This window comes from Streptomyces sp. BR123 (assembly GCF_013401435.1).
In the GTDB taxonomy this organism is placed as follows: domain Bacteria; phylum Actinomycetota; class Actinomycetes; order Streptomycetales; family Streptomycetaceae; genus Streptomyces.
This window is the reverse complement of sequence record NZ_JACBGN010000088.1, coordinates 1-24,348: the sequence shown is the minus strand read 5'-3', so window position 1 is coordinate 24,348 and position 24,348 is coordinate 1. Positions and strand designations below refer to the sequence as shown.

At 73.1% G+C, this 24,348-nt stretch carries 25 protein-coding genes and 1 pseudogene; 15 read left to right on the top strand and 11 right to left on the bottom strand.

Going from position 1 to position 24,348, the window contains the following annotated elements; translation table 11 throughout:
• Window positions 1-669 precede the first annotated feature (669 nt).
• Together HYE82_RS16385 and HYE82_RS16380 are read left to right on the top strand one after the other, a co-directional pair.
• Window positions 670-2,211, top strand: a complete 1,542-nt coding sequence (locus tag HYE82_RS16385) for a glutamate-cysteine ligase family protein (protein ID WP_179174807.1) — start codon at window positions 670-672, stop codon at window positions 2,209-2,211.
• A 60-nt stretch (window positions 2,212-2,271) separates the two neighbouring features.
• Window positions 2,272-3,114 carry a CPBP family intramembrane glutamic endopeptidase gene (locus HYE82_RS16380; protein WP_256987300.1) on the top strand — a complete coding sequence of 281 codons (843 nt, stop codon included), beginning with the start codon at window positions 2,272-2,274 and terminating at the stop codon, window positions 3,112-3,114.
• A 35-nt stretch (window positions 3,115-3,149) separates the two neighbouring features.
• Here the strand turns inward: HYE82_RS16380 and HYE82_RS16375 are convergent, their stop codons facing one another.
• The gene (locus HYE82_RS16375) at window positions 3,150-3,968 is read right to left on the bottom strand and encodes a PhzF family phenazine biosynthesis protein (RefSeq protein ID WP_179174805.1); all 819 of its coding nucleotides are present in this window, start codon (window positions 3,966-3,968) and stop codon (window positions 3,150-3,152) included.
• Window positions 3,969-4,245: 277 nt separating this feature from the next.
• Entirely contained in the window at window positions 4,246-4,674 is a 429-nt protein-coding gene (locus HYE82_RS16370) for an SRPBCC family protein (RefSeq protein ID WP_179174804.1), read from the bottom strand.
• Window positions 4,675-4,846: 172 nt separating this feature from the next.
• Here HYE82_RS16370 and HYE82_RS16365 point away from each other — a divergent pair, with 172 nt between their 5' ends.
• Both HYE82_RS16365 and HYE82_RS16360 read left to right on the top strand, forming a co-directional pair.
• Complete coding sequence (locus HYE82_RS16365; protein WP_179174803.1) at window positions 4,847-5,818, top strand: DMT family transporter; 972 nt, start codon at window positions 4,847-4,849, stop codon at window positions 5,816-5,818.
• A 166-nt stretch (window positions 5,819-5,984) separates the two neighbouring features.
• Window positions 5,985-7,067, top strand: coding sequence for a DMT family transporter (locus tag HYE82_RS16360; protein ID WP_179174802.1), 1,083 nt, complete (start codon window positions 5,985-5,987; stop codon window positions 7,065-7,067).
• Here HYE82_RS16360 and HYE82_RS16355 read toward each other — a convergent pair.
• Window positions 7,049-7,786: a pyridoxamine 5'-phosphate oxidase family protein gene (locus tag HYE82_RS16355; RefSeq protein WP_179174801.1), complete on the bottom strand. Its 738-nt coding sequence runs from the start codon at window positions 7,784-7,786 to the stop codon at window positions 7,049-7,051. The genes HYE82_RS16360 and HYE82_RS16355 overlap by 19 nt on opposite strands.
• Before the next feature lie 35 nt (window positions 7,787-7,821).
• Here HYE82_RS16355 and HYE82_RS16350 point away from each other — a divergent pair, with 35 nt between their 5' ends.
• The gene (locus HYE82_RS16350) at window positions 7,822-9,156 is read left to right on the top strand and encodes an aminotransferase class I/II-fold pyridoxal phosphate-dependent enzyme (protein WP_179174800.1); all 1,335 of its coding nucleotides are present in this window, start codon (window positions 7,822-7,824) and stop codon (window positions 9,154-9,156) included.
• Between the two features lie 534 nt (window positions 9,157-9,690).
• Here the strand turns inward: HYE82_RS16350 and HYE82_RS16345 are convergent.
• Entirely contained in the window at window positions 9,691-10,644 is a 954-nt protein-coding gene (locus tag HYE82_RS16345; RefSeq protein ID WP_179174799.1) for a DMT family transporter, read from the bottom strand.
• Window positions 10,645-10,718: 74 nt separating this feature from the next.
• Here HYE82_RS16345 and HYE82_RS16340 point away from each other — a divergent pair, with 74 nt between their 5' ends.
• A complete protein-coding gene (locus HYE82_RS16340) occupies window positions 10,719-11,618 on the top strand; it encodes a LysR family transcriptional regulator (protein WP_179174798.1) in 900 nt (299 codons plus the stop codon).
• Between the two features lie 30 nt (window positions 11,619-11,648).
• On the opposite strand, the gene HYE82_RS16335 is transcribed toward HYE82_RS16340, so the two are convergent.
• Window positions 11,649-12,116 carry a pyridoxamine 5'-phosphate oxidase family protein gene (locus tag HYE82_RS16335; protein ID WP_179174797.1) on the bottom strand — a complete coding sequence of 156 codons (468 nt, stop codon included), beginning with the start codon at window positions 12,114-12,116 and terminating at the stop codon, window positions 11,649-11,651.
• 77 nt (window positions 12,117-12,193) lie between these two features.
• Between HYE82_RS16335 and HYE82_RS16330 the strand changes: the two genes are divergently transcribed.
• The 8 genes from HYE82_RS16330 (at window position 12,194) to HYE82_RS16295 (ending at window position 19,407) form a co-directional block, all read left to right on the top strand.
• Complete coding sequence (locus HYE82_RS16330; RefSeq protein WP_179174796.1) at window positions 12,194-12,826, top strand: cysteine hydrolase; 633 nt, start codon at window positions 12,194-12,196, stop codon at window positions 12,824-12,826.
• A 435-nt stretch (window positions 12,827-13,261) separates the two neighbouring features.
• Window positions 13,262-14,113: a HipA family kinase gene (locus tag HYE82_RS16325; protein WP_179174795.1), complete on the top strand. Its 852-nt coding sequence runs from the start codon at window positions 13,262-13,264 to the stop codon at window positions 14,111-14,113.
• A complete protein-coding gene (locus tag HYE82_RS16320; protein ID WP_179174794.1) occupies window positions 14,110-14,493 on the top strand; it encodes a DUF3037 domain-containing protein in 384 nt (127 codons plus the stop codon). Before HYE82_RS16325 ends, HYE82_RS16320 begins: the two co-directional genes overlap by 4 nt.
• A 141-nt stretch (window positions 14,494-14,634) precedes the next feature.
• Window positions 14,635-15,396, top strand: coding sequence for a 3-oxoacyl-ACP reductase FabG (fabG, locus tag HYE82_RS16315; RefSeq protein ID WP_179174793.1), 762 nt, complete (start codon window positions 14,635-14,637; stop codon window positions 15,394-15,396).
• A gap of 19 nt (window positions 15,397-15,415) precedes the next feature.
• Window positions 15,416-16,177, top strand: a complete 762-nt coding sequence (locus HYE82_RS16310) for an SDR family oxidoreductase (protein WP_179174792.1) — start codon at window positions 15,416-15,418, stop codon at window positions 16,175-16,177.
• Between the two features lie 152 nt (window positions 16,178-16,329).
• A complete protein-coding gene (locus tag HYE82_RS16305; RefSeq protein ID WP_179174791.1) occupies window positions 16,330-17,913 on the top strand; it encodes an ABC transporter substrate-binding protein in 1,584 nt (527 codons plus the stop codon).
• A gap of 127 nt (window positions 17,914-18,040) precedes the next feature.
• The gene (locus tag HYE82_RS16300; RefSeq protein ID WP_179174809.1) at window positions 18,041-18,709 is read left to right on the top strand and encodes a uracil-DNA glycosylase; all 669 of its coding nucleotides are present in this window, start codon (window positions 18,041-18,043) and stop codon (window positions 18,707-18,709) included.
• 95 nt (window positions 18,710-18,804) lie between these two features.
• Complete coding sequence (locus tag HYE82_RS16295) at window positions 18,805-19,407, top strand: hypothetical protein (protein ID WP_179174808.1); 603 nt, start codon at window positions 18,805-18,807, stop codon at window positions 19,405-19,407.
• Between the two features lie 154 nt (window positions 19,408-19,561).
• Here the strand turns inward: HYE82_RS16295 and HYE82_RS16290 are convergent, their stop codons facing one another.
• Entirely contained in the window at window positions 19,562-20,119 is a 558-nt protein-coding gene (locus HYE82_RS16290; protein ID WP_218782684.1) for a hypothetical protein, read from the bottom strand.
• Between the two features lie 105 nt (window positions 20,120-20,224).
• Window positions 20,225-20,749, bottom strand: a complete 525-nt coding sequence (locus tag HYE82_RS16285; RefSeq protein ID WP_179174789.1) for a DinB family protein — start codon at window positions 20,747-20,749, stop codon at window positions 20,225-20,227.
• Window positions 20,750-20,854: 105 nt separating this feature from the next.
• On the opposite strand from HYE82_RS16285, the gene HYE82_RS16280 reads away from it, so the two are divergent.
• Window positions 20,855-21,760, top strand: a complete 906-nt coding sequence (locus tag HYE82_RS16280; RefSeq protein WP_179174788.1) for a Gfo/Idh/MocA family protein — start codon at window positions 20,855-20,857, stop codon at window positions 21,758-21,760.
• On the opposite strand, the gene lnt is transcribed toward HYE82_RS16280, so the two are convergent.
• From lnt to HYE82_RS16260, 4 genes and pseudogenes are all read right to left on the bottom strand, one after another.
• A complete protein-coding gene (lnt, locus tag HYE82_RS16275) occupies window positions 21,684-23,339 on the bottom strand; it encodes an apolipoprotein N-acyltransferase (RefSeq protein ID WP_179174787.1) in 1,656 nt (551 codons plus the stop codon). The two genes, HYE82_RS16280 and lnt, sit on opposite strands and share 77 nt — an antisense overlap.
• A 43-nt stretch (window positions 23,340-23,382) precedes the next feature.
• On the bottom strand, window positions 23,383-23,853 hold the full coding sequence (locus HYE82_RS16270) for a nuclear transport factor 2 family protein (protein ID WP_179174786.1): 471 nt from the start codon (window positions 23,851-23,853) through the stop codon (window positions 23,383-23,385).
• A 69-nt stretch (window positions 23,854-23,922) separates the two neighbouring features.
• Entirely contained in the window at window positions 23,923-24,099 is a 177-nt protein-coding gene (locus HYE82_RS16265) for a hypothetical protein (protein ID WP_179174785.1), read from the bottom strand.
• Window positions 24,100-24,244: 145 nt separating this feature from the next.
• Window positions 24,245-24,348: pseudogene (locus HYE82_RS16260) on the bottom strand (IS5/IS1182 family transposase); the annotation flags it as partial.

Genomic DNA, 24,348 nt, shown 5'->3' with positions numbered 1-24,348 from the left:
GGCTGGGACATGCCGAGCCGGTCGAGGACGTGGACCGGCAGCGGCAGCTCGGCGGTCAACGGACCCTGAACGGCGCGCAGGGCGGGGGTGCCCGCCGCGACGGCTGTGGGGGAACCGAGTGCTGCGAGGACGCTGCGCAGGGCAGGCGCGGGAGCCGGGGGGACATGCAGCGGCATGGTGGGTCGCCTCTCACTTGGGAGACCTGTGGATCGGGGGCAGTGCGGACGGCGCTGTCGCATTCTGGGGCCAGAGGGGGGCTGAGGGGCAATGGCCGCGCGCCAACTCTCTGCCTCGTTTGCGGAGTTTATACGACATGTGTTCACGCAGTGTTTCGGCTAGCCTGCCCGCCCAATGCGGGCAAGCTGCTTACCGGTCCCGCTGACATGGCGTCCATGCCGGATACACGCGAACACGTCGCGCTGACCTCGGAGGTTACCTGACGGGGGCTCGGCTGGAAAGCGTTGATTATCCGGAACCGGCAAAATCGATGCGGAATTTGCATACGGATGCTTGCCAGGTGAATGTGCCATGGTGCCCTTCGGCCAAACCGGCGCACGCTCCCCGTCCCGCCCCTCCCCGCCGCGTTATCGATCTCGCCTCCGGGGCATCATCGACCGTACACGCGCGTCCGGGTGCCCGGGCGACGTCCACTCGAGGAGGGACGCTTCGATGGGGGAGAAGGTCGTGGCGGGCGGATTCGACCTGTCCGATCGACAGCGGTACCGGAGGAAGCTCCACGAGTGCCTGGAGGGGCTGGAGCGGCTTCTGTCGGAGAAGCGGTTCGACCGCCCCAAGAACATGATGGGGCTGGAGATCGAGCTGAATCTGGCAGGGGCCGACGGGATGCCGAGAATGCTGAATGCCCAGGTTCTCGATCGCATTGCGAGCCAGGATTTCCAGACCGAACTCGGAATGTTCAACCTGGAGGTGAACGTACTTCCCCACCGGCTCGGCGGCCGGGTTTTCGACCAGCTCGCCGAAGAGCTGAGCGCGGGGCTCGGCTATGCGCACCGGCAGGCCGCGGCGGTCGACGCGGGAGTGGTGATGATCGGCATCCTGCCGACGATCACCCGCTCCGACCTGGTCACCGCCAACCTCTCGGCGGTGGACCGCTACTCGCTGCTCAACGAGCAGATCCTGATGCTGCGCGGCGAGGACTTCCTCCTCGACATCGACGGGGTGGAGCGGTTGACGTGGAGCACCGGGTCGATCGTCCCGGAGGCCGCCTGCACCTCCGTACAGCTGCACCTGCAGGTGACGCCGGCCCGGTTCGCCGACGTGTGGAACGCGGCCCAGGCGGTGACCGCGGTCCAGATAGCCGTCGGCGCCAACTCGCCCTTCCTGTTCGGGCACGAGCTGTGGCGGGAGTCGCGCCCGCCGCTGTTCACGCAGGCCACTGACACCCGGCCGCCCGAGCTGCAGGCGCAGGGGGTGCGGCCACGGACCTGGTTCGGGGAGCGGTGGGTGGAGTCGGTGTACGAGCTCTTCTCGGAGAACGTCCGCTTCTTCCCCGCCCTGCTGCCCATCTGCGACGAGGAGGAGCCGCTGCGGGTGCTCGCCGAGGGCGGGGTCCCGTCCCTGCAGGAGCTGGTCCTGCACAACGGAACCATCTACCGGTGGAACCGGCCCGTCTACGGGGTCGCCGACGGGGTGCCGCACCTGCGGGTGGAGAACCGCGTGCTGCCGGCCGGGCCGACGGTCGCCGATGTCGTCGCGAACGCCGCCTTCTACTACGGGCTCGTCCGCACCCTCGCCGACGAGCAGCGCCCGGTATGGACCCGGCTGCCGTTCGCCGAGGCGGAGGCCAACTTCGACGCGGCCTGCCGGTACGGGATCGACGCCCGGCTGAGGTGGCCGCGCCGCGGCCGCGGCGGCGGCCTGGCCAGCGTCCCCGCCGTACGGCTGATCCTGGACGAGCTGCTGCCCATGGCCGCCGCCGGACTGGACGCCTGGGGCATCGAGCGGGCCGACCGGGACCACTACCTCGGCATCATCGAGGAACGCTGCCGACGGCGGGTGAACGGCTCGACCTGGCAGGTGGACACCTACCACCGGGCGCTCGCGGCCGGCCTGGACCGGGACGCGGCGCTCGCCGCGATCACCCGCCGCTACAGCGAGCTGATGCACAAGGGCGACCCCGTGCACACCTGGCCGGTCGGCCTGCCGGACCGGGAGAAGGGAGCGCCCGTACCGACGGCCCGGAGGCCCTGAGCCGGGTCCCGGCAGCCGGAACGCCGTCCGGTGATCCCGTTCTCCCGCCGAAGAGGCAGTATGGGGTGGTCGGAACGGGATGGCGGACGGGAGTCGGACGTGCGGGCGCAGCCGGAGCCGGTGGTCGGGTCGTTGGACGAGGACGGGCGGCGGAGCCTGCTGCGCACCGAGACGCTGCTCGTGCTCGCCCTGTCCTTGGGGGCGAGCGCCGTCTCGTCGCTGATCAGCTTCATCGGCTCGCTGACCAAGCCGGGCGGCCTGAAGGACCAGGCCGCGACGCTCAACGGCTCGTACGCCCCCGGGCGGCCCTGGCTCGACCTGGCCTGGCAGCTGTTCGGGATCTGCACCGCGCTGGTGCCCGTGCTGCTGGTCGCCCACCTGCTCACGCGGGAGGGTGTGCCGGGGCTGCGGGTGCTGGGCTTCGACCGCACCCGGCCCGGCTGGGACCTGGCGCGCGGGGCGCTGGTGGCGGCGGGGATCGGGAGCGCCGGGCTGGCGTTCTACCTGGCGGCGCGGGCCGGCGGGTTCAACCTCACGGTCGTGCCCGAGGCGCTGCCGGACGTGTGGTGGAAGTTCCCCGTGCTGATCCTCTCCGCGGTGCAGAACTCCGTGGTGGAGGAGGTCATCGTGCTGGCCTACCTGCTGCGCCGGCTCGACGGGCTGGGCTGGTCGCCCGCGGGATCGCTGGTGGCCAGCTCGGTGCTGCGTGGTTCGTACCACCTGTACCAGGGCGTCGGCGGGTTCATCGGGAACATGGTGATGGGCGCGGTCTTCGTCCTCGCCTACCGCCGGTGGGGGCGGGTGATGCCGCTCGTCGTCGCGCACGCCCTCCTCGACATCGTGGCCTTCGGCGGGTACGCGCTGCTCGCGGGCAAGGTGGGCTGGCTGCCGACCCCCTCGTAGCCCCACGGATCCGGGGCCGGCGCCACACCGGGGGATCAGGGGCGGGTGAGCAGCTCGCCGTCGATGACGGTGACGGCGTTCCCGGTCAGGAGGGTGCGGTCGCCCGCCAGGGTGACCCGTACCAGGCCGGTGCGGGCGCCGCCCTGGAGGCCGGTCAGCCGCGTGCGGCCCAGGCGTTCGGCCCAGAACGGGGCGAGGGCTGTGTGGGCGCTGCCGGTGACCGGGTCCTCGTCGATCCCGAAGGCCGGGAAGAAGCCGCGGGAGACGAAGTCGTAGCCGCGGGCGGGGTCCTCGGCGGGCGCGGTGACGATCACGCCGCGTCGGGCGTAGCCGCGCAGGGCGGCGATGTCGGGGGTGAGCCCGCGTACGGTCCGCTCGTCCGCCAGTTCGACGAGCAGGTCGCCCACGTGCGCGGACGTGTCGTGGACGGACCTGATGCCGGCGCCGAGGGCCTCGCGCACGGCGGGCTCGGGTGCGACGGCAGTCAGCTCCGAGGTCGGGAAGTCCAGGGTGACGGTGCCGTCCTCGGCGGCCTCGGCGGTGAGGATGCCGCAGCGGGTGGTGAACCGGATCAGGCCGCGGGCGAGGCCCCCCGTGGCGAGGACGTGTGCGGTGGCCAGGGTGGCGTGGCCGCACATGTCGACCTCGGCGGTCGGGGTGAACCAGCGCAGGGCCCAGTCGGCGTCCCCGCCGGGCGGCAGGGGGTGGGCGAAGGCCGTCTCGGAGAGGTTGACCTCGGCGGCGACCTGCCGGAGCCAGGCGTCCGGGGGGAAGCCGTCCTCCAGGAGCAGCACTCCGGCGGGGTTGCCGGCGAAGGGGCGGTCGGTGAAGGCGTCGACGATTCGGAGGCGCATGGCCCGACGGTAGGGCCGTTCCTTGATCGTGGACAAAGGCCAATCCGTGGGGACTGGACTGGACTGGACTGGACTGTCCGACGAGGGGCTCATCGCGAGCGAGATGTACCTCGTCCTGGCCGACGAGCACCGAGCCGGCAGGCGCGACCGGCGGGCGGCGGGCGGCCGGCGCGGCGCGCCCCGCGGGACCTGGCCGGGGGGCGCGCCCGCATGCCGTGGCGTGGCCGGCCGGGCCCGTCAGGGGGCGTCACGGGAGGGGGCCGCCCGTGCAGGGAGGTCAGGCGACCAGGCCGGCGAGCTTGCGCAGTGAGTCGTTCAGGGCGGCGGTGGCCGAGTCCTTCAGCTTGCCCGCCATCAGGGAGACGGCCGCACCGGTGAACTCCCCGTCGATGCGGACGACCGTGGCCCCGCCGTCGGGGACCAGGGTGTAGCGGGTGAGGACGGCGACCCCCATCGGCCCCTTGCCGGTGATGGCGAAGAGACGCTCCTCCTCCAGCTCCGAGACGGTCCAGACGACCTCGGCGGGGAAGCCCATCATCTTCATGTTCTCCTCGAAGGTCGCGCCGACCGCGAGGGTCTCGGGTCCGCCCTTCGGGAAGCTCGTGTGCGTCATGCTCCAGCGGCCGTACGCCGGCCAGTCCGTGAGCTGGGCCCAGAGCCGCGAGGGGGACGCCTCGATGCGTGATTCCGCGGTCACCTCTGCCATGCCGCCACCACCCTTCTCGTCGGGTACGTGCGGCGGAACGTAGCCCCGTAGGGCGGAACATTCAATACTGACGTCCTGTCAGGCGGCAGGGGCCGGTCACGGCGGGTATCACCTCTGTCTCAACAGGCGTCACGGTCGTGACGGTCCTGACAAGCCCTGGCATGATGGCCCGATGCAAGCGTCTGGGAAGCACGCCGGACTCGGCCTCGCGCTGGTCTCCGCGTTCGCGTTCGGTGGTTCGGGAGTGGCGGCCAAGCCGCTGATCGAGGCGGGGTTGGACCCGCTGCACATGGTCTGGCTCAGGGTGGGCGGGGCGGCGCTGGTACTGTCCCCGCTGGCCTGGCGGCACCGAGCCCTGCTGCGCCGCAAACCGCTGCTGCTCGCCGGATTCGGCATCGTCGCCGTCGCGGGCGTGCAGGCCTTCTACTTCGCCTCCCTGTCCCGGATCCCCGTCGGTGTGGCCCTGCTGCTGGAGTACCTGGGGCCGGCGCTGCTGCTCGGCTGGATCCGCTTCGTACAGCGCAAGCCGGTGACCCGCGCGGCCGCGGCCGGCGCGGCGGTGGCCGTCGCGGGTCTGGCGTGCGTGGTCGAGGTCTGGGCCGGGCTGAAACTGGACGCGCTGGGCGTGCTGCTCGGTCTCTGCGCCGCCTGCTGCCAGGCCTTCTACTTCATCTTCGCCGACCAGGGCGCCGACGGTGACGACGCGCCCGATCCGCTCGGCGTGATCGCATACGGCATGCTCATCGGCGCGCTGGTGATGACGGTGATCGCCCGCCCCTGGGAGATCGACTGGAAGGTGCTGGGCGGCCCGGCCCTGATGGGGGACACGCCGGTTCCCGCGCCGCTGCTGCTCGGGTGGGTCGTGCTGGTCGCGACCGTGTTCGCGTACCTGACGGGTGTCGTGTCGGTGCGCAGCCTCTCGCCGCAGGTGGCCGCGGTCGTGGCCTTCCTGGAGGCCGTCGTCGCCACCGTGTTCGCCTGGGTCCTGCTCGGCGAGCACCTGTCGACGCCGCAGGTCATCGGCGGTGCACTGGTGTTGGGCGGAGCCTTCATCGCCCAGACCGCCCGACCGGCGCCGGTCCCGGAAGCGGAAGCGCAGCAGCCCGTGCCCGTCCCGGTGGACCGGGCGGCGACCACCGCATAGGGTGGCGGGCATGCATTCGACCGTGCTTCCGCCGCCCGCCGCCTAGCGCGGGCGGCCACCACACCGCGTGAACGAGGACCAGGCCAGGGGGCTCCCCGGCCGGTCCCTGCTGCCCGCGAAGCGATGAGCCGTCTCTTTCATCCTTCACGCATGCGCGGAGAACCACGTGTCGAATCCCTCGCCCGCTCACGGGCGCAGTCTGCTCTCCCTCGTCGTTGCCGGCGCCGCCTGGGGCACCGCCGGTGCCGCCGCCTCGCTCCTCTACCTGGCCAGTGACCTCGGTCCGCTCGCCCTGACGTTCTGGCGCTGCGCGGGCGGCCTCGCCGTACTGCTGGGCGTGCTCGCCGTACGTCGGGTCCGCCGGGTCCGCCGGGTCCGCCCCCGGGGCGCGGCCGCCGCGCCCCGCCCCTCCGTGCGCTCGCTCGTCGGTACCGGGCTGCTGTTCACGCTCTTCCAGGCCGCGTACTTCGCCGCCGTCCAGGAGACCGGCCTCGCCGTCGGCACGGTGGTCACCCTCGGCGCCGGGCCGGTGCTGATCGCCGTCGGGGCCTGGTACCGGATGGGCGAGCGGCTCGGTGCGGGCGGTGTGGCCGCCGTCGCCGGGGCGCTCGCCGGGCTCGCCGTGCTCGTCCTCGGCGGAGGGTCCGGGGAGGTGCGGCCGCTCGGTGTCGGCTGGGCCCTGGCCTCGGCCGCCGGGTACGCCGGGATGACCCTGCGGGCCCGCGCACTCGGGCGGCGCGGGGCGGCGGGCGACCCGCTGGTCACCACCGCCTGGTCGGCGGGGGTGGGGGCGCTGTGCCTGCTGCCGCTCGCCGCGGTCGAGGGTCTGCTGCCGCACACCGCGGAGCCGGCTCGGGTGCTGTGGCTGCTGGTGTACGTCGCCACCGTGCCCACGGCGCTCGCGTACGCCCTGTACTTCACCGGGGCGGCGGCGGTGCGGGCCGCGACGGTGTCGGTGATCATGCTGATCGAGCCGGTCAGCGCGGCGGTGATCGCCGTGCTCGTGCTCGGGGAGCGGCTGACCGGTGCGGTGGTGCTCGGCACCGTACTGCTGCTGAGCGCGGTGGGCGGGCTGATCGTTGCCGAGGCGCGGCGGCCGGCGGGCGGCCTCGCCGATGGCGGGCCCGCCGGCGGTTTCCCCGCGGGCGGGGTGGCCGCGGCCGGTGAGCCGGGGGACGACCGGCCGGCAGACGGCGGGGCGGCCGCTGCGGGGCCCGCCGCCGCACCGGTTCAGAGCGCCGCGAGGTAGCCCGGAGCGGCGATTCCGGGGGCCAGGCCGTCGGCCGGGACGGGGGTTCCGCGCACCGGGGCGACCGGGATCACACCCGACCAGTAGGGCAGGTCCAGGTCCTCGGGGTCGTCGTTCGGGCCGCCGGTCCGCAGCTTCGCGGACACCTCGGCCAGGTCCAGGCGGATCACGGCGGTGGCGGCGAGTTCCCTCGCGTTCGCGGGCCGGCAGTCGGCCGAGCGGCCCGGCACGACGTGGTCCACCAGGGCGTCCAGCGCCATGCGGCGCTCGTCCTCGTCGGTCACCTGGTAGGCGGTGCCGTGCACGATCACCGAGCGGTAGTTGATCGAGTGGTGGAACGCCGAGCGCGCCAGCACCAGGCCGTCCACGTGCGTCACGGTCAGGCACACCGGCAGCCCCGGGTCGCCCTGGCCCGCGGCGAGCAGCGGCCGTGAGCCGGTGGAGCCGTGGACGTACAGGGTTTCGCCGACCCGTGCGTACAGCGTCGGCAGGACCACCGGCGCGCCGTCGCGGACGAAGCCGAGGTGGCAGACGTAGGCCTGGTCGAGTGCCGCATGGACGGTCGCGCGGTCGTAGTGCGCCCGCTCGCGGGAGCGGCTCGGGACGGTGCGGTCGGTGGGCTCGTAGGCGCCCGTCGGCGCGGTCGGCTCGGCCCATCCGGGGGCTCCGGTGGTCCGGGGGGTTCCGGTGGTCCCGGCGGTCTCGGGCGTGGCGGTCATGGCGCCCTCCATTGCACTAGTGCATACTGTGTTTTGTGCTAGGAGAGTATCGGATCACAGGCCGCCGCGCATCGGACATCGCGGCCAGCGTGGAGACGGGCGTCGGGTCGGGCGCGCTCCCGCCCGGTACGCTGCTGCCGCCGATGCGGGAGCTCGCCGCCGTGCTGGGGGTGAACCCGAACACCGTGGCCGCCGCCTACCGCACGCTGCGCGAGCGGGGCGTCATCGAGACCGACGGGCGGCGCGGCAGCCGGGTCCGGGGCCGGCCCGCCACCGCCCCGCGGGACGAGCTGCGGCTGCCCGCCTTGCCGCCGGGCACACGCGATGTCGCCAGTGGCAATCCGGACGTGCGGCTGCTGCCGCCGCTGGACGCCGCACTGGCCGCGGCCGCGGCGCGCCACGCGCAGCAGCCGACCCTGTACGGGCACGACCCGGTCGCGCCGGAGCTGGCGCGGTCGGCCCGCGCCGGACTCGACGCGGACGGGGTGCCGGACGGCCCGGTGGCGGTCACCTCGGGCGCGCTGGACGGGATCGAGCGTGTGCTGAACGCGCACCTGCGCCCCGGGGACGCGGTCGCCCTCGAAGACCCGGGCTGGGGGAGCGTGCTGGACCTGGTGGCGGCGTTGGGCCTGCGGGTGGAGCCGGTGGCCGTTGACGACGACGGGCCGTCGGCCGCGGGCGTCGGGCAGGCGCTGCAGCGGGGGGCGCGGGCGCTGGTGGTGACCTCCCGGGCGCAGAACCCCACCGGAGCGGCCGTGAGCGCGCGGCGGGCGCAGGAACTGCGGGCGCTGCTGGGGGGCCACCCCGAGGTGCTCGTGATCGACGACGACCACGGCCACGGCATCGTCGACGTGCCGCTGCACCCGCTCGGCGGCGTGACACGGCACTGGGCGCTGGTGCGGTCCACGGCGAAGGCGTACGGGCCGGACCTGCGCCTGGCGGTGCTGACCGGCGACGACGTGACGCTGGACCGGGTTCGCGGGCGCCAGCGGCTCGGGCCGGGATGGGTGAGCCGGGTGCTCCAGTACGCGGTGGCGGACCTGTGGTCCTCGGGTCTGGTCGACCCGGCGGCGGTGGCGCGCTCGTACGGGGAGCGGCGGGACGCCCTGGTCGCGGCCCTGGCGGAGCGCGGGGTACGGGCGCACGGACGCAGCGGTATGAACGTGTGGGTGCCCGTCGCCGACGAGGTGGGAGTGGCGACGCGGATGCTGGCGGCCGGGTGGGCGGTGGCGCCGGGCAGGCGGTTCCGGGTGCAGTCGGGGCCCGGTGTGCGGGTGACGGTCTCCGGGCTGGACGCCGCCGAAGTGGCCTCCCTCGCCGAGGCCCTCGCGGCGGCGGTACGCCCCGCCCCGGCCGGCCGCTTCGACTGACCGGTCGGCCGGACAGCTGCGCCCGCGCCGCCGGGCCCACCCGGCCCACCCGGGCGAGGCCGGTACGGGGTGACTCGGCGGTGCCGCCGAGGATCAGAGCCAGGGGCGCCAGGGCGAAGAGCGTGTCGACCATGCCCCCGATCCACCCCGGGACACCGCACGACCGTGGCGGTGACGAGCTGCGGCGGTACCGAGGCGGCCCGCTGCGCGCGTGCGGAGCTCGGCGTCCCGGTGCCGCAGTCGCCGAACGCCACGGGGGAGCCGCGGACGGTCGGCCCCGGCCACACGCCGCCTGCCCGGGCGCCCAGGCCCGGGTGCGACCGGGAAGCGGAACAGTGCCATGGCCCCGTGGTGAAGAGGGCGGTGATCGTCGACGGAGCGCGGCAGCCGCGGCCCGGCCCGCCCGCCGTCGGCGGAGCCCGGGCGGGCTCGGTGAGGTCCGGTGCGCTACCGCGCCCCGCAGGCGGGTGCGGGGAGCCGCGCGACCGTTCCCCACCGGCCCGCGGTTTCACGACCGGAGGTCCAGCGGTGCGCTCAGCGGCGGCGGGTCTGGGTGAGGGCCGCGCCCGCCAGGACGATCGCCGCGCCGACCGGGGTGTTCCAGTGGAGCTGCTCGTCCAGCAGCAGGACGCCCGCCGTGGTGGCGATGACCGGGATGAAGTACGTGACCATCTGGGCCGTGGTCGGGCCGACCTCCGCCACCAGCCCGTACTGCATCTGCAGGGCCATGCCCGTGCCGAGTGCACCGAGGGTGATCACGGCCAGCGTCGGCCCGAGCTGCAGCCCCGTCGGCGCCGCCGTGAACAGGGAGCTGATCAGCAGCAGCTGGAGCGTGGAGATCATCAGCTGCCCGGCGGTCAGGGCCGCCGGGGAGCCCGGCACCGAGGCCAGGGTGCGGCGGACGTAGATCCAGCCGACCGGGTAGCAGAGCGAGGCGAGCAGGGCGAAGGCGGTGCCCTTGGCGTCGACGCCGGAGAAGCCCTGCCAGGCGCCGAGGACCGTCAGCACACCGAGGAAGCCCAGGCCGAGCCCGGCGACGCGGCGGCGGGTGGGGCGGTCCTCGGACAGCGCCACGAGAGACAGCGCCATGCCCCACAGCGGGGAGGTGGCGTTGCAGATGCCCGCCAGGCCGGAGGGGATCGTCAACTCCGCGTAGGAGAAGAGCGAGAACGGCAGCGTGTTGAGCAGCAGCGCCGCCACGGTGAGGTGGGCCCAGGTCCGCCGACCCCGGGGGAGCGGTTCGCGGCGGACCAGGAGCACTGCCAGCAGGGCCAGCGCGCCGAAGAAGACCCGGCCCAGGGCGACGTGGAACGGGGCGTACCCCTGCGTGCCCACCTTGATCAGGAGGAAGCTGAAGCCCCAGACCACCGAGAGGAGCGCGAAGCGCAGACGCCAGTCCACGAGGGCGGACCGGGCGGTCCGGGCGAGCGGGGACGGGTGGGCTGTGGCCTGGGACGACGCGGGGCGGGATGGGGCAGGTGCGCTCATGCGGAGCACTCTGCCCTGCTCAACTACGTAGGACAAGCGAGAATTCTTTGAGGTAACGGCGTAGCATCGCTTACATGTTGAACCTGGAGCGCCTGCGTACCCTCGACGCCCTCGCCCGCCACGGCTCGGTGAGCGGTGCGGCCGACGGCCTGCACGTCACCACCTCCGCAGTGTCGCAGCAGATGGCGAAGCTGGAGCGCGAGGTCGGCCAGCCGCTGCTGGCCAAGAACGGGCGCGGGGTCCGGCTCACCGACGCCGGGCAGCTCCTCGCCGACCACGCGGCCCGGATCCTCTCCCAGGTGGAGGTGGCCCAGGCCGACGTCGAGGCCCAGCGCGGGTGCGCCGTCGGCGAGCTGCGGATCGGGGCGTTCCCCACCGGGATGCGCGGGCTGCTGCCCGGGACGCTGACCGCACTGTCCGCCGCCCATCCCGGGCTGCGGCTCCTGGCACGCGAGCAGGAGCCCGCGGAGAGCATGGCGGCGGTCGTCCGCGGCGACCTCGATCTGGCCCTCGCCATCGACTGGCACAACAAGCGGATGCCGGTGCCGACGGAGCTCGCCCGCGCCCACCTCCTCGACGACGCCTGCGACATCGCGGTGCCCGTCGGCCACCCGCTGGCCGACCGGGCGCGCGTCTCCCTCGGAGAGTTCGCCGCCGATGAGTGGATCTCCTGGAACGAGGGCCAGTTCTGCCACGAATGGCTCGTCCACACCCTGCGCGGCCTCGGGGTGGAGCCCTGCATCCGGCACATCGCCGAGGAACACCACACCCAGCTCGCCTTCGTCGAGGCCGGGCTCGGGGTGTGCGTGACCCCGCGGCTCGGCCGCGGGCCGGTCCCGCCCGGCGTCCGCCTGCTGCCCGTGTCCGACACCGTCCGTCGGCACGTCTACGTGGTCTGGCGGGCCGACGCCGACCGGCGGCCCTCGATCCGGGCCGCCGTCGACGCCCTCCGAGAGGTCGCCGCGGCGCACTGACGCGGCGTACGGGCTTCGCGTGACACCTGGCTAGAGCTTGCGGAAGTCCCAGGAGACGACCGCATCCGGGGTGAGGCGGATCCAGGCGTGGCGCCCGTCGTGCGGCATTTCGTCGAGCCCGAAGTTCTTGACCGGGAAGATCCGCTCCACCTCCGCCAGCTCCGGGCACGGCTCGCCCGTGCGCGGGGACTCGCCGACGAAGACGGCGCGGCCCGACAGCTCGACCCCGCGCAGCTCCCCGTACGCCTCGCCCGCGTCCACGACCACCGAGATCCGCGGGTCCCGGCGCAGGTCGGACCAGCGGCGGCTGCGCGTGATCGAGTACAGCCACAGCGAGCTGCCGTCCCAGGCGAACCACAGGGCGCTCACGTGCGGGCGGCCGTCCGGCGAGACGGTCGCCACCCGGCATGTGCGCTGCCCGCGCAGGAAGGCGTCGACCTCCTCGTGCGTCATCATGACGCGGCGGCCCCGCCGCTGGCTCGCGCGTGCTGGGTCCATCGGTCCCGCACCCCCTTCACATCTGACTGTGTGTCAGGAATCATGCGGGCTCCGCGGCCGCGACGCCAGGGGGAGCCATGACGCAGTCCGATCCCGTGCCCGAACTCGATCCCGCCACCACCGCGCTGCTCACCGTCGAGTGCCAGAACGGGGTCGTCGGGGAGGAGAGCGCCCTGCCCGAGCTCGCGAAGGAGGCCCGGGACTCCGGGATGCTGGCGCGCGTGGCCGCATTGGTCGGTGCTGCGCGCACGGCGGGCGTCCAGGTGCTGCACGCCGTCGCCGAACGGCGCCCCGACGGGCTCGGGGCCAACAGCAACGCCCGGCTGTTCCGCGCCGCCCGCCGGCTCCCGGTGCGCCAGCTGTCCGGGAGCGCGGCGGTCCGGATCGCGCCGCCCATCCGCGTCGCCGAGGAGGACCTGGTGGTACGCCGCCTGCACGGCCTCTCGCCGACGGCCGGGACCGACGTGGACGCCCTGCTGCGCAACCTCGGCGTCCGCACCCTCGTCGTCGCCGGCGTCTCCTCCAACATCGCGATCCCGAACACCGTCTTCGACGCCGTCAACCTCGGCTACCGGGTCGTGGTGCCCGCCGACGCCATCGCCGGGGTACCCGCCGCCTACACCGCGGCGGTGGTCCGGCACTCGCTCTCCCTGGTCGCCGAGGTGACCACCACCGCCGCGCTCGTACATGCGTGGACTTCCGCGGGCTGACCGCCGCAGGGCGGGCGGATGCCGTCCCGAAGTGAACGCGACCAGCCCCGCCCCGGCCCCTGAATGCGCCCGGCGGCGTTCGATTCCCACGGGCGCACCACGCCGATTCCGGAGGTGGCGCCGGTGACCGGGACGGTCCCGGAAGGGCACGGCCGCGGGGGACACGAAGAGCGGCCCGCGGCCATGCGGTGAAGGTGAAGGTGAAAACGGTGGCTCTTCTGCCCGTCGAACACGGCGTGACCGATCCGGTGGCGGTGCGCGGCACAAGTCGTCGTCGACGGCGACAGGTTGCGGAGCGGGGCCGCTGCCCGTGGAGTCGGGCCGTCGGACGGAATTCCCCGGCCGAACCCCAGGGCTGATGCGGGTTTTGAGGCTGGGCACAGGATCGGCCCGTTCCTTGGATCATGGAGCTCGACCGCCGGATAGCCTGGGAAAATGCTCACAGAAGTGATTGCGACCCGCTATGTAACGCCCTTGCGCGAGGGCGGCTCGTTGCCGGGCATCGTTGAGGCCGATGACTTCGGCACGTATGTCATGAAGTTCACCGGAGCCGGCCAGGGCCGCAAGACCCTGGTCGCCGAGGTGATCTGCGGCCGCCTGGCCCAGCGGCTGGGACTGCGGGTGCCGCGCCTGGTGCAGATGCAGCTCGATCCCGTCATCGGGCTCGCCGAGCCCGACCAGGAGGTGCAGGAGCTGCTCAAGGCCAGCGGCGGCCTCAACCTCGGGATGGACTTCCTGCCCGGGTCGATCGGCTTCGACCCGCTCGCCTACCAGGTCGATCCGGTCGAGGCCGGCCGCGTGGTCTGGTTCGACGCCCTCGTCAACAACGTCGACCGGTCCTGGCGCAACCCGAACATGCTGGTCTGGCACGGGAAGCTGTGGCTCATCGACCACGGCGCGACCATGATCTGGCACCACAACTGGCCCACCGCGCAGAGCGCCGCGGCCAAGCCCTACAACGCCTCCGACCACGCCCTGGCCCCCGCAGGACCGGACTTCGCGGCGGCCGCCGCAGAGCTCGCCCCCCTGGTCACCGAGGAACTGCTGACCGAGGTGGCCGCCGACGTCCCCGACGAGTGGCTGGCCGACGAGCCCGGCTTCGACTCGGCCGACGCGGTGCGACGCGCGTACGTGTCGGCCCTGTTGCCCCGCGCGGCCGGGATCCACGAGAGGATCTCCATGGAGCCGCGGGCGAAGGCGCCGCAGCAGCCGCCGGGCTGGCTGACCGATCACCTCCCCGAGTGGCCCCACAAGACCAGGAACAAGCAGAAGAGCGGCAGCGAGTGACCAAGCGGGACGTGTTCGAGTACGCGCTGGTGCGCGTGGTGCCCCGGGTGGAGCGCGGCGAGTGCTTCAACGCCGGAGTGATCGTCTACTGCCGGGCGCGCTCGTACGTCGCCGCGCGCACCCACCTCGACGAGGCGAAGCTCCTCGCACTGGACCCGGAGGCCGACGTGACCGGCGTACGGGCCGCCTTGCGCGGGGTGGAGGGCGTGTGCAGCGGCGGAGAGCAGGCCGGCCAGGCGGCGGGCGACGAACCGGGCCGCCGGTTCCGCTGGCTGATCGCGCCGCGCAGCACGGTGGTGCAGCCGGGGCCGGTGCACACCGGGCTGACGGCCGATCCCGAAGCCGAAGTGGAACGGCTGCTCGACCTGTTGGTGCGCTGATCCGTTCGACCTCGGGGCCCCGGGCCCGGCGCCGTTGACAGCGGGTGCCGGGGCTCCTAGCGTCTCCTCAGCTGAAGCTACTAAGCGGTTGCTCATCCCTGGGCGGCCGCCAAGAGGATTCCAAGGGCGAGGAGATCCAGCATGTCCACCACCGAGCAGCGCGTCGCCGTCGTGACCGGGGCGGCCCGGGGCATCGGCGCGGCCACCGCCGTGCGCCTGGCCGCGGAGGGCCGGGCGGTCGCCGTACTCGACCTCGACGAGGCGGCCTGCAAGGACACCGTCGAGGCCATCACGCGCGCCGGCGGCAAGGCCCTGGCCGTCGGCTGCGACGTCTCGGACGCGGCGCAGGTGGAGGCGGCGGTCGGACGCGTCGCGAGCGAGTTGGGCGCCCCGACCATCCTGGTCAACAACGCCGGCGTGCTGCGCGACAACCTGCTGTTCAAGATGAGCGACAGCGACTGGGACACCGTCATGAACGTCCACCTGCGCGGCGCGTTCCTGATGTCGAGGGCCTGTCAGAAGTACATGGTGGAGGCCAAGTTCGGCCGCATCGTCAACCTCTCCAGCAGTTCGGCCCTCGGCAACCGGGGCCAGCTCAACTACTCGGCGGCCAAGGCGGGGTTGCAGGGCTTCACCAAGACGCTGGCCATCGAGCTCGGCAAGTTCGGGGTCACCGCCAACGCCGTCGCCCCCGGTTTCATCGCCACGGAGATGACCGCCCAGACAGCGGCCCGCGTCGGCATGGGCTTCGAGGAGTTCCAGGCCGCCGCGGCCACGCAGATCCCCGTCCAGCGCGTCGGGAACCCGGACGACATCGCCAACGCGATCGCCTTCTTCACGGGCGAGGCCGCAGGGTTCGTCTCCGGCCAGATCCTGTACGTGGCCGGCGGCCCGCTCAACTGACGAAAGGCAGGCCACGGTCATGGCGTACGAAGGAACGGACAGCGGAAAGGTCGCGCTGATCACCGGCGCGAGCCGGGGCATCGGCTACGGCATCGCCGAGGCGCTGGTGGCCCGGGGCGACCGGGTGTGCATCACCGGCCGCAACGAGGACGCGCTCAAGGAGGCCGTGGAGCGTCTCGGCGCGGACCGGGTGATCGGCGTCGCCGGAAAGGCGCACGACGAGGACCACCAGGTCGTCGCCGTCGAGCGCACGATGGAGGCCTTCGGGCGGATCGACTTCCTGATCAACAACGCGGGGACCAATCCGGTCTTCGGCCCGATCGCGGACCTGGACCTGAACGTCGCCCGCAAGGTCTTCGAGACCAACGTGATCTCCGCGCTCGGCTTCGCGCAGCGCACCTGGCACGCCTGGCAGAAGGACAACGGCGGGGCGATCGTGAACATCGCCTCGATCGCCGGCGTCTCCGCCTCGCCCTTCATCGGTGCGTACGGGATGAGCAAGGCCGCGATGATCAACCTCACCCTGCAACTCGCGCACGAGATGGCGCCGGGGGTCCGGGTCAACGCGATCGCGCCCGCGGTGGTCAAGACCAAGTTCGCGCAGGGGCTGTACGAGGGCCGGGAGGCGGAGGCCGCCGCGGCCTACCCGCTGGGGCGCCTGGGTGTTCCGACTGATATCGGCGGAGCTGCGGCTTTTCTCACCTCTGCACAAGCGGGATGGATCACCGGTCAAACGCTGGTCGTAGACGGAGGAATGTTCCTCAATGCCGGAGTCCATTGATCGATAATCGGACGTATTTGCCTCCCGGTGGGAGGCAAATACGTATCGAACGGGAGCGAAATCGGTCAAGTGTCACACCAAACCTACCCATTGGATTTGTGACGCACTGCGCTAGGGTTTGCCGCACCCCTGGCAGATCGAGGAGCGTGCACGTGTCCAACCGGACCAGAAGCCTGCAGATCACTGCGGCCCTTGCGTCCATATCCCTGCTCGCCGGATGCGGCATGCTTTCCGACGACAGCAAAGACGCCGAGAAGAGAATCGTCGTCGGCACGACGAGCGCCCCGAGCACCCTCGATCCCGCCGCCGCATGGGACGGCTCCTGGGAGCTGTACCGCAACGTCTACCAGACGCTCCTGGCGTTCCCCACGGGCTCCTCCAAGCCCCAGCCGGACGCCGCCCAGAACTGCGAGTTCACCGACTCCGCGAACGAGTCGTACCGGTGCACCCTGCGCAAGGGCCTGAAGTTCTCCAACGGCGAGGTGCTCGACGCCAAGGCCGTCAAGTACTCCCTCGACCGCATCCGGACGATCGGCTCCAAGGTCGGCCCCAAGGACCTCTTCGGCAGCCTCGACAAGATCGAGACCCCTGACGCGCAGACCGTCGTCTTCCACCTGAAGACGCCCGACGCGACCTTCCCCTTCGTCCTCGGCTCGCCCGCCGCCTCACTGGTCGCGCCCAAGGACTACCCGGCCGACAAGGTTCGTGCGGACGGCAAGGTCACCGGCTCCGGCCCGTACCTGCTCGAGTCCTACAAGGAGGGCAGCGAGGCCGTCCTCGGCAAGAACGCGACCTACACCGGCTTCGCGAGCCTGCGCAACGACGGCGTCACCATCCGCTACTTCGCCGACGCCTCCCAGATGGTCGCCGCGCTGAAGAACAAGGAGGTCGACGCCACCTACCGAGGCCTGTCGGCCCCGCAGATCAAGGAACTGCAGAGCCCCGCCGTCCACGGGCAGGGCGTCCAGGTCGTCGAGAACGTCGGCGCCGAGATCCGCTACCTGGTGTTCAACCCCCAGGACCCCAACGTCAACAAACTCCCGGTGCGCCAGGCGATCGCCCAGGTCATCGACCGCGGGGCGATCGTCTCCAAGGTCTACCAGGGCACTGCCGAGCCGCTGTACTCGATGGTCCCCAAGGGCGTCGTGGGCCACAAGACGCCCTTCTACGACAAGTACGGCCAGGCCGACATCCCCAAGGCCAAGAAGATCCTCAAGGACGCCGGGATCAACCAGCCGGTCGAGCTGACCTTCTGGTACACCACCGACCGCTACGGCGCCTCCACGGCCGACGAGTTCACCGAGATCAAACGCCAGCTGGACGAGAGCGGACTCTTCAAGGTCACCCTGCGCAGCCAGCCCTGGAAGACCTTCCAGGAGGGCTACAAGAACGGCCAGTACCCGGTCTTCGGGCGAGGCTGGTTCCCCGACTTCCCGGACCCGGACAACTTCATCGCGCCGTTCGTCGGCAAGGAGAACGCGGTCGGTACCCCGTACGAGCCCGGCGAGATCCTCACCGACCTGCTCCCCAAGTCCCGCCGCGAGGGCGACCGCGCCGCCGGCGTCCAGCAGTTCGAGCGCGCGCAGCAGATCTTCGCCGACGACGTCCGGCTGCTGCCGCTGTGGCAGGGCAAGCTGTACGTCGCCGCACGCGAGGACATCGCGGGCGCCGAGCGGGCGCTGGACCCGCAGACCGTCTTCCAGATGTGGGAGCTGTACCGCAAGACCAGCTGGTAGCCGCCTCCGCCGGGGTCTTCGGACCCCGGCGGGTGAAGCGTTGTCAGTGGGCCCCGGTAGGTTCTGGAGCTGTCGCACCACGCAGTTGCGCAGACTTGTACTACCGGAGGTTGTCGCCGTGACCCAGATGCTGCCCGAGTCCTGGCTCCCCGTCCTCGGCGGGGAGCTGGAGCAGCCCTACTTCAAGGAGCTCACCGAGTTCGTCGAGAAGGAGCGGGCGAACGGGCCGGTCTACCCGCCCCGCGAGCAGGTCTTCGCGGCCCTGGACGCCACCCCCTTCGAGAAGGTGAAGGTCCTGGTCCTCGGCCAGGACCCGTACCACGGCGCCGGCCAGGGCCACGGCCTGTGCTTCTCCGTCCGGCCCGGCGTCAAGACGCCGCCCTCGCTGCGCAACATCTACAAGGAGATGCACGAGGAGCTCGGCACCCCCATCCCGGACAACGGCTACCTGATGCCGTGGGCCGAGCAGGGCGTCCTGCTGCTCAACGCGGTGCTCACCGTCCGCGAGGCGGAGCCCAACTCGCACAAGGGCAAGGGCTGGGAGAAGTTCACCGACGCGGTGATCCGCGCGGTGGCCGACCGCCCGGACCCGGCCGTCTTCGTGCTGTGGGGCGCGTACGCGCAGAAGAAGCTCCCGCTGATCGACGAGGAGCGGCACGTGGTCGTCAAGGGCGCCCACCCGTCCCCGCTGTCGGCCAAGAAGTTCTTCGGCTCCCGGCCCTTCACGCAGATCAACGAGGCCGTCGCCGCGCAGGGCCATGAGCCGATCGACTGGCGGATCCCGGACCTGGGCTGAGCGCCGACCGCGCCTCGGCGGTGCGGGCGGTACCTCCGGCTAGCGTCGTGACGACCAGACCGGACCAGGTCTGGCAGACCCAGCCGGAGGCCGCGGTGACCGAGCAGCAGGAGGCGTCGGAGGACGCCCTCATGACCCGGATCGGCCAGGCGGTCATCCTGCTGCACGCCGGGGACCGCGAGGAGGCCCGCAACCGGCTCCGCGACCTGTGGACCGAGCTCGGCGAGGACGGCGCCGGCCTGCACCGGTGCACGCTTGCGCACTACATGGCCGACGCCCAGGACGACCCCGCCGACGAGCTGGCCTGGGACCTGCGCGCCCTGACCGCCGCCTGCGCGCCGCGGGACGGGCCGCAGGCGGAGCCGGGGAAGCGGGAGCAGCCGGAGGCGGAGTCCGCCGAGGGGCCGGAGGACCGGTCCGGGGACGGGCCCGGAGCTCGGCCCTGTGTTCCGCAGGAGCCGGATCCCGCCGTGCGGGTGCTCTACCCCTCCCTGCACCTGAGCCTGGCCGCCGACTACCTCAAGCTGCAGCGGCCCGAGGAGGCGCGGATCCACCTGGCCCGCGCCTGGGCCGCCGCCGGCGTCCTCCCGGACGACGGGTACGGCGACGGCGTACGGGCCGCCCTGGCGCGCCTGGAACGACTGCTGGCCGGGGAAGCCGGCGGGGGACCCCGGCCGTTCCCGGAGCAGCACCCCTGACGCGCCGGACGGGCTCCCGCGGGCGCGTGGTGCGCGGATGGCCCGGGCCGGGCTGCAGGGCGTCCCCGGGCCCTGCGGGGCTTCCCGGGCGGCTCCCGGTCTTCTCCCGCCGGCCCGGAGCCGCCGCCGGGCCCCGTGAGGGCGAGCGGCCGCGTCAGCCGCCGTGGACGCCCTCGCAGATCCGGGCCTCCGGGCTGTCCGGCGCCCAGCGGCCGTGCTTGCGGCCCATCGCGCACACGTCGGCGGGCCGCACCGGCAGCTTCTCCGCCAGCCCGCGTGCCACCCCGGGCTTCGGATACAGCGGGTCGCGGCGGTTCGCCTTGTCACCCGGGGCCGGTTTCGCCGCCCCGCGCGGCTCGGGGATGTCCGGAACCGGCGGCATGCCCTTCGGGGCCTTCCTCCCGGCCGCCTCCACCGCTGCCGCCGTCCCCGCCGAGGCCCCCGTTGCCGGGCCGAGGCCGACCTGGGCCGAGGCCGCGGGCCGCGCGGACTGCTGCGGCAGCGCCTGCAGCGCCTCCAGGGCGGGCGCCTGGACCTCCACCGGAGCCGGTTTCGGGCCCCCGCGCGGCTCGTGCCGCGGCGGGGCGCCCGTGGTTCCGGGAGCGCCCGCCGACTGCATCGGGGCAGGGGCCACATTCACACAGCCGGACACCGCCGAGACGGCGCAGGCGACGGAGAGCAGCAGCTTCGTCGTGGTTCGGGTTGGGTGCACTCGCGCAACTCTGCTGTGCGAGGACCCCCTTGCGGAAACCCGGAGCCGATATTCACTCCGCACGGGTGACGCCGCGTCCTCCGGCACCCGCCGTCCGGACCCGCGTCAGACGCCCGCGGCGCCGTCGATCTGCTCGCGCAGCAGGTCGGCGTGGCCGTTGTGACGGGCGTACTCCTCGATCATGTGCGTGTAGACCCAGCGCAGACTGTACGCCGTGCCCCGGTGGTGGCTCTCCGGCTTCGACACCAGGTCCAGCGAGCTGCCCGCCGCCGCCTCCCGGGCCCGCTCCACCTCGGTCCGCCACACCCGCTCCGCCTCGGCGAAGGTGTCCTCGGCGGAGAAGTGGAAGTCGCCGTCCCGGTCCTCCCGGGTGCTGTACAGATCGGGCAGGTCCTCGCCCAGCATGATCTCCCGGAACCAGTACCGCTCCACCTCCGCCATGTGCCGTACGAGGCCCAGCAGGCTCAGCTCGGAGGGCGGCAGCGGCCTGCGGCGCAGCTCCTCCTCGGCGAGGCCCTCGCACTTCCAGGCGAGGGTGGCGCGGTGGTAGTCCAGCCAGCCCTCCAGCATCGCGCGCTCGTCGGCGGAGGTGGAGGGGCCGGTGCGGTGGGAGCCCGAAGTCAGTGTCATGGGCGCCATCCTCGGGCCAACCGGCCGGTCTCCACCAGGGATTAACCGGTCTCCACCAGGGATTAAGCTGCGGGGGTCCCACAAGGAACCACCTGGAGGTCCGCGGTGAAGGTCGGCGTCATCGGACTGGGCGACATCGCCCGGAAGGCGTACCTGCCCGTCCTCACGGCCCGCCCCGGCCTGGAGCTGCACCTGCAGACCCGTACCCCCGCCACCCTGGAGCGGATCGGGGAGAGTCACCACGTCCCGGCGGAGCGCCGCCACACCGACCTCGACGCGCTGCTGGCCCAGGGCCTCGGCGCGGCGTTCGTGCACGCTCCGACCGGCGTCCACCCCGAGATCGTCACCCGGCTGCTCCAGGCGGGTGTGCCGACGTACGTGGACAAGCCGCTGGCCTACGAGCTCGCCGACTCGCGGCGCCTGGTGGAGCTCGCCGAGGAGTGCGGGGTACCGCTCGCCGTGGGCTTCAACCGCCGCCACGCGCCCGGCTACGCCCAGTGCGTCGAGCACCCCCGCGACCTGATCGTCCTGCAGAAGAACCGGGTGGGGCTGCCCGAGGACCCGCGGACCCTCGTCCTCGACGACTTCATCCACGTCGTGGACACCCTGCGCTTCCTGCTGCCCGGCGAGGCCGACCACATCGACGTCCGGGCCCGGGTGCAGGGCGGGCTGATGGACCAGGTCGTGCTCCAGATGTCCGGGCCCGGCTTCACCGCCCTCGGGATCATGAACCGGCGGTCCGGTTCGGCGGAGGAGATCCTCGAAGTGTCCGGGCAGGACACCAAGCGGCAGGTTGTGAATCTTGCCGAGGTCGTCGACCACCGCGGCCAGCCGACCGTCCGCCGCCGCGGGGACTGGGTGCCGGTCGCCCGCCAGCGCGGCATCGAGCAGGCCGTCGACGCCTTCCTGGAGGCCGTCGCGGCGGGGAAGGCGGTCAGCGCCCGGGACGCCCTGCTGACCCACGAGCTGTGCGAGCGGGTGGTGCTGGCCGCTCTGGAGCAGGCTTCCTGAGCCGCAGCGCACGGGTCCCCTCCACGGTGCAGTACACCGCGAGCAGCGCCAGGGCGACGCCCACCGGCCAGTCGCCGAGGCGGACGTAGGGCGTCGTGCCCCGGGCGAGCGGCACCTCGTACACCTGTGCCGTGCTCGCCGAGACGGGCAGCGGCGGGCCGGTACGCGCGCCGTCCGGCCCGTACACGGCGCTGATGCCGGTCAGGGTGGCGTGCACCACCGGGCGGCCGGTCTCCGCGGCGCGCAGCGCGCCGAGCGAGGCGTGCTGCGCCGGGGCCCAGCTGGTCTGGAAAGTGGAGGTGGCCGACTGGGCGACGAGCAGGCCGGCCCCGTCGCGGACGAGGCGGCGGCTCATGTCGGGGAACGCCGACTCGAAGCAGACCAGCGGGCCGGTCCGCAGCCCGCCCGGCAGGTCCATCAGCACGGGGGCCGCGCCGCGGCGCCGGTCCTCGCCCGCGGCCTTGCCGACCGAGGTGGCCCAGCCGAGCAGGGAGCGGGCCGGGACGTACTCGCCGAAGGGCACCAGGCGCATCTTGTCGTACCGGTCACCGGTCGGGCCGTGCGGGCCGACGAGCACGGAGCTCTTGAAGATGCCGTCCCCGCCGCCCCCGGCCGCGTGCTCCTGGGCGTCCGCGGCCGCGGACGCCGGGCGGGGCGCCGCCGGCTGCCGGGCGTCGACGTTCACCAGCAGCGGAGCCCCCACCTCCGCGGACAGCGCGGCCAGCCGCCGCGACAGGTCCGGGCGGGCCGCCAGGTCCGCGCCGACGCTGCTCTCCCCCCACACCACCAGGTCCACCGGCCGGCCGGCCAGCGTCCGCGTCAGCCGCTCCCCCGCCGCGAAGCGCCGCTCCGCGCTGTCGGGGCCGTCCGCCACCAGGCCCGGCTGGACGACGGCCACCCGCAGCAGGCCCGAGCCCCCCGAGGCCTCGGCCCGCGGCAGCCACAGCCACACCGCCCCCGTCAGGACCGCGCACCCGGCCACCCCGGCCATTGCCGGGACCCGGGCCGCCGGAACCGCGATCAGCAGCACCACCGCACAGTTCACCGCCACCACCAGCAGACTCACGACCCACACCCCGCCCACCGAGGCGAGCCGCAGCACCGGCGGCACCTGCCACTGGCTCGCCCCCAGCAGCCCCCACGGCCCGCCCAGCCCCTGCCAGGACCGGGCCAGCTCCGACAGCAGCCAGCCCGCGGGGACGAGCACCATGGCCGCGGCCGCCCGGCCCGGCCCCGGGGACCCGCCGAGGAGCTCGCGCACGAGCAGCGCCCAGGGGATCCAGAGCAGGCCGAGCAGGGCCGCGAGCGGCAGCAGGAACACGTGCAGGCTGGGCAGGAGCCAGTGGTGCACGGCCACGATGAACCCGGCGCCGCCCAGCCAGCCCTCCCATGCCGCCCGCCGCCCGGTAGGCGCCGACCTCAGCAGCAGCATCCAGGGCACGAGGGCGACGTACGCCCACCACCACAGCGCGGGTGCGGGGAAGGCGAGGCAGGGCAGTGCCCCGGCGGCGGCCGCGGCGGCCGCCCGCAGGAGCCGGGTACGCCTCGGGACCGTGACCACCCTCGGGACCGTGACCATGAGCGCCTCCGCTTCCAGTGTGGGACAGGGCCTTACCGGCTGCTCAGGCGGAGAGGTGGCGCCACTTCTCGTGCACGGTGACCCGGGTCAGCCGCCAGCCGTCGAGGGCGGTGCGGGCCAGAACGAAGGTGTAGCGGCCGGCAGCGGCGAAGTTCGGGGCGGTCACCGGCCCCCCGGCGCCGCTGCCGTCGAGCCGCATCGGGTTGACGAAGTCGGCCAGGACCTCGGCCCGGTCGGCGGCCCAGCCGCCACCCTCGCCCAGCCGGATCAGCCGGTTGACGATCAGGTGCTGGCGCACGGGGAAGAGCCGCATGGCCTCGGCGAGCCAGCCGGCCACCTCGTCGGCCGTGCCCTCGATCCCGCCGGCCGAGCTGTAGTCGGCACGCCCGCCGGGCGCGAAGAGCGCCCGGTACGCGGACCAGTCGCCGTCGTCGACGGCTCTCGCGTACCCCGTGACCACCTCGTCGATCGCCAGCCGGTCCATGACCGAGGCGAGATCCACACGCTGCGTCATCGGGTCAGTGTGGGGGCGCCGGGGAGCCACGCCAAGGGGCGTGCGCCGGCCAGTCCGGCCGGGCCGCGGTCAGTGGCCGGAATACGGCTCCCGCTGCCGGACGACGACCAGGAACGCGTCACTGGCCAGGTCCATCACCACCTCCGCGGGCACGCCCTCGCTCATCCGCTGGGCGGCGTACTCCTCGGCGGGCCAGCTTCCCCTCGGGCTCCCTGCCGGGAACCGCTCCAGCACCACTCGTCCCATGGGGTACCCCCTGCTGCTCGGCTTCGGGATTCTGACACTCTTCGGGCACAACGACGTGCAGGCCGCCCGGGAACGTTCCCGGACGGCCTGCGGTTCACGCGAAGCGGTGAGCGGGCGGTCGTCCTAGGCAGTGTCTGACAAATGATCATCTGGCTGGTTCGCGGAGCCAGAGGATCAGCGAGGCCAGCACGACTCCGGCGCGGTAGCGGTCGGCGAGCTTGTCGTACCTGGTCGCGATCGCGCGGAACT

Excerpts from the sequence above, each read along its gene's own strand:
- HYE82_RS16385 (WP_179174807.1), top strand. The coding sequence starts at position 670 with ATGGGGGAGAAGGTCGTGGCGGGCGGATTCGACCTGTCCGATCGACAG.
- HYE82_RS16380 (WP_256987300.1), top strand. The coding sequence starts at position 2,272 with ATGGGGTGGTCGGAACGGGATGGCGGACGGGAGTCGGACGTGCGGGCG.
- HYE82_RS16375 (WP_179174805.1), bottom strand. The coding sequence starts at position 3,968 with ATGCGCCTCCGAATCGTCGACGCCTTCACCGACCGCCCCTTCGCCGGC.
- HYE82_RS16370 (WP_179174804.1), bottom strand. The coding sequence starts at position 4,674 with ATGGCAGAGGTGACCGCGGAATCACGCATCGAGGCGTCCCCCTCGCGG.
- HYE82_RS16365 (WP_179174803.1), top strand. The coding sequence starts at position 4,847 with ATGCAAGCGTCTGGGAAGCACGCCGGACTCGGCCTCGCGCTGGTCTCC.
- HYE82_RS16355 (WP_179174801.1), bottom strand. The coding sequence starts at position 7,786 with ATGACCGCCACGCCCGAGACCGCCGGGACCACCGGAACCCCCCGGACC.
- HYE82_RS16345 (WP_179174799.1), bottom strand. The coding sequence starts at position 10,644 with ATGAGCGCACCTGCCCCATCCCGCCCCGCGTCGTCCCAGGCCACAGCC.
- HYE82_RS16340 (WP_179174798.1), top strand. The coding sequence starts at position 10,719 with ATGTTGAACCTGGAGCGCCTGCGTACCCTCGACGCCCTCGCCCGCCAC.
- HYE82_RS16335 (WP_179174797.1), bottom strand. The coding sequence starts at position 12,116 with ATGGACCCAGCACGCGCGAGCCAGCGGCGGGGCCGCCGCGTCATGATG.
- HYE82_RS16330 (WP_179174796.1), top strand. The coding sequence starts at position 12,194 with ATGACGCAGTCCGATCCCGTGCCCGAACTCGATCCCGCCACCACCGCG.
- HYE82_RS16325 (WP_179174795.1), top strand. The coding sequence starts at position 13,262 with ATGCTCACAGAAGTGATTGCGACCCGCTATGTAACGCCCTTGCGCGAG.
- fabG (WP_179174793.1), top strand. The coding sequence starts at position 14,635 with ATGTCCACCACCGAGCAGCGCGTCGCCGTCGTGACCGGGGCGGCCCGG.
- HYE82_RS16310 (WP_179174792.1), top strand. The coding sequence starts at position 15,416 with ATGGCGTACGAAGGAACGGACAGCGGAAAGGTCGCGCTGATCACCGGC.
- HYE82_RS16300 (WP_179174809.1), top strand. The coding sequence starts at position 18,041 with ATGCTGCCCGAGTCCTGGCTCCCCGTCCTCGGCGGGGAGCTGGAGCAG.
- HYE82_RS16285 (WP_179174789.1), bottom strand. The coding sequence starts at position 20,749 with ATGACACTGACTTCGGGCTCCCACCGCACCGGCCCCTCCACCTCCGCC.
- lnt (WP_179174787.1), bottom strand. The coding sequence starts at position 23,339 with ATGGTCACGGTCCCGAGGGTGGTCACGGTCCCGAGGCGTACCCGGCTC.
- HYE82_RS16270 (WP_179174786.1), bottom strand. The coding sequence starts at position 23,853 with ATGACGCAGCGTGTGGATCTCGCCTCGGTCATGGACCGGCTGGCGATC.
- HYE82_RS16265 (WP_179174785.1), bottom strand. The coding sequence starts at position 24,099 with ATGGGACGAGTGGTGCTGGAGCGGTTCCCGGCAGGGAGCCCGAGGGGA.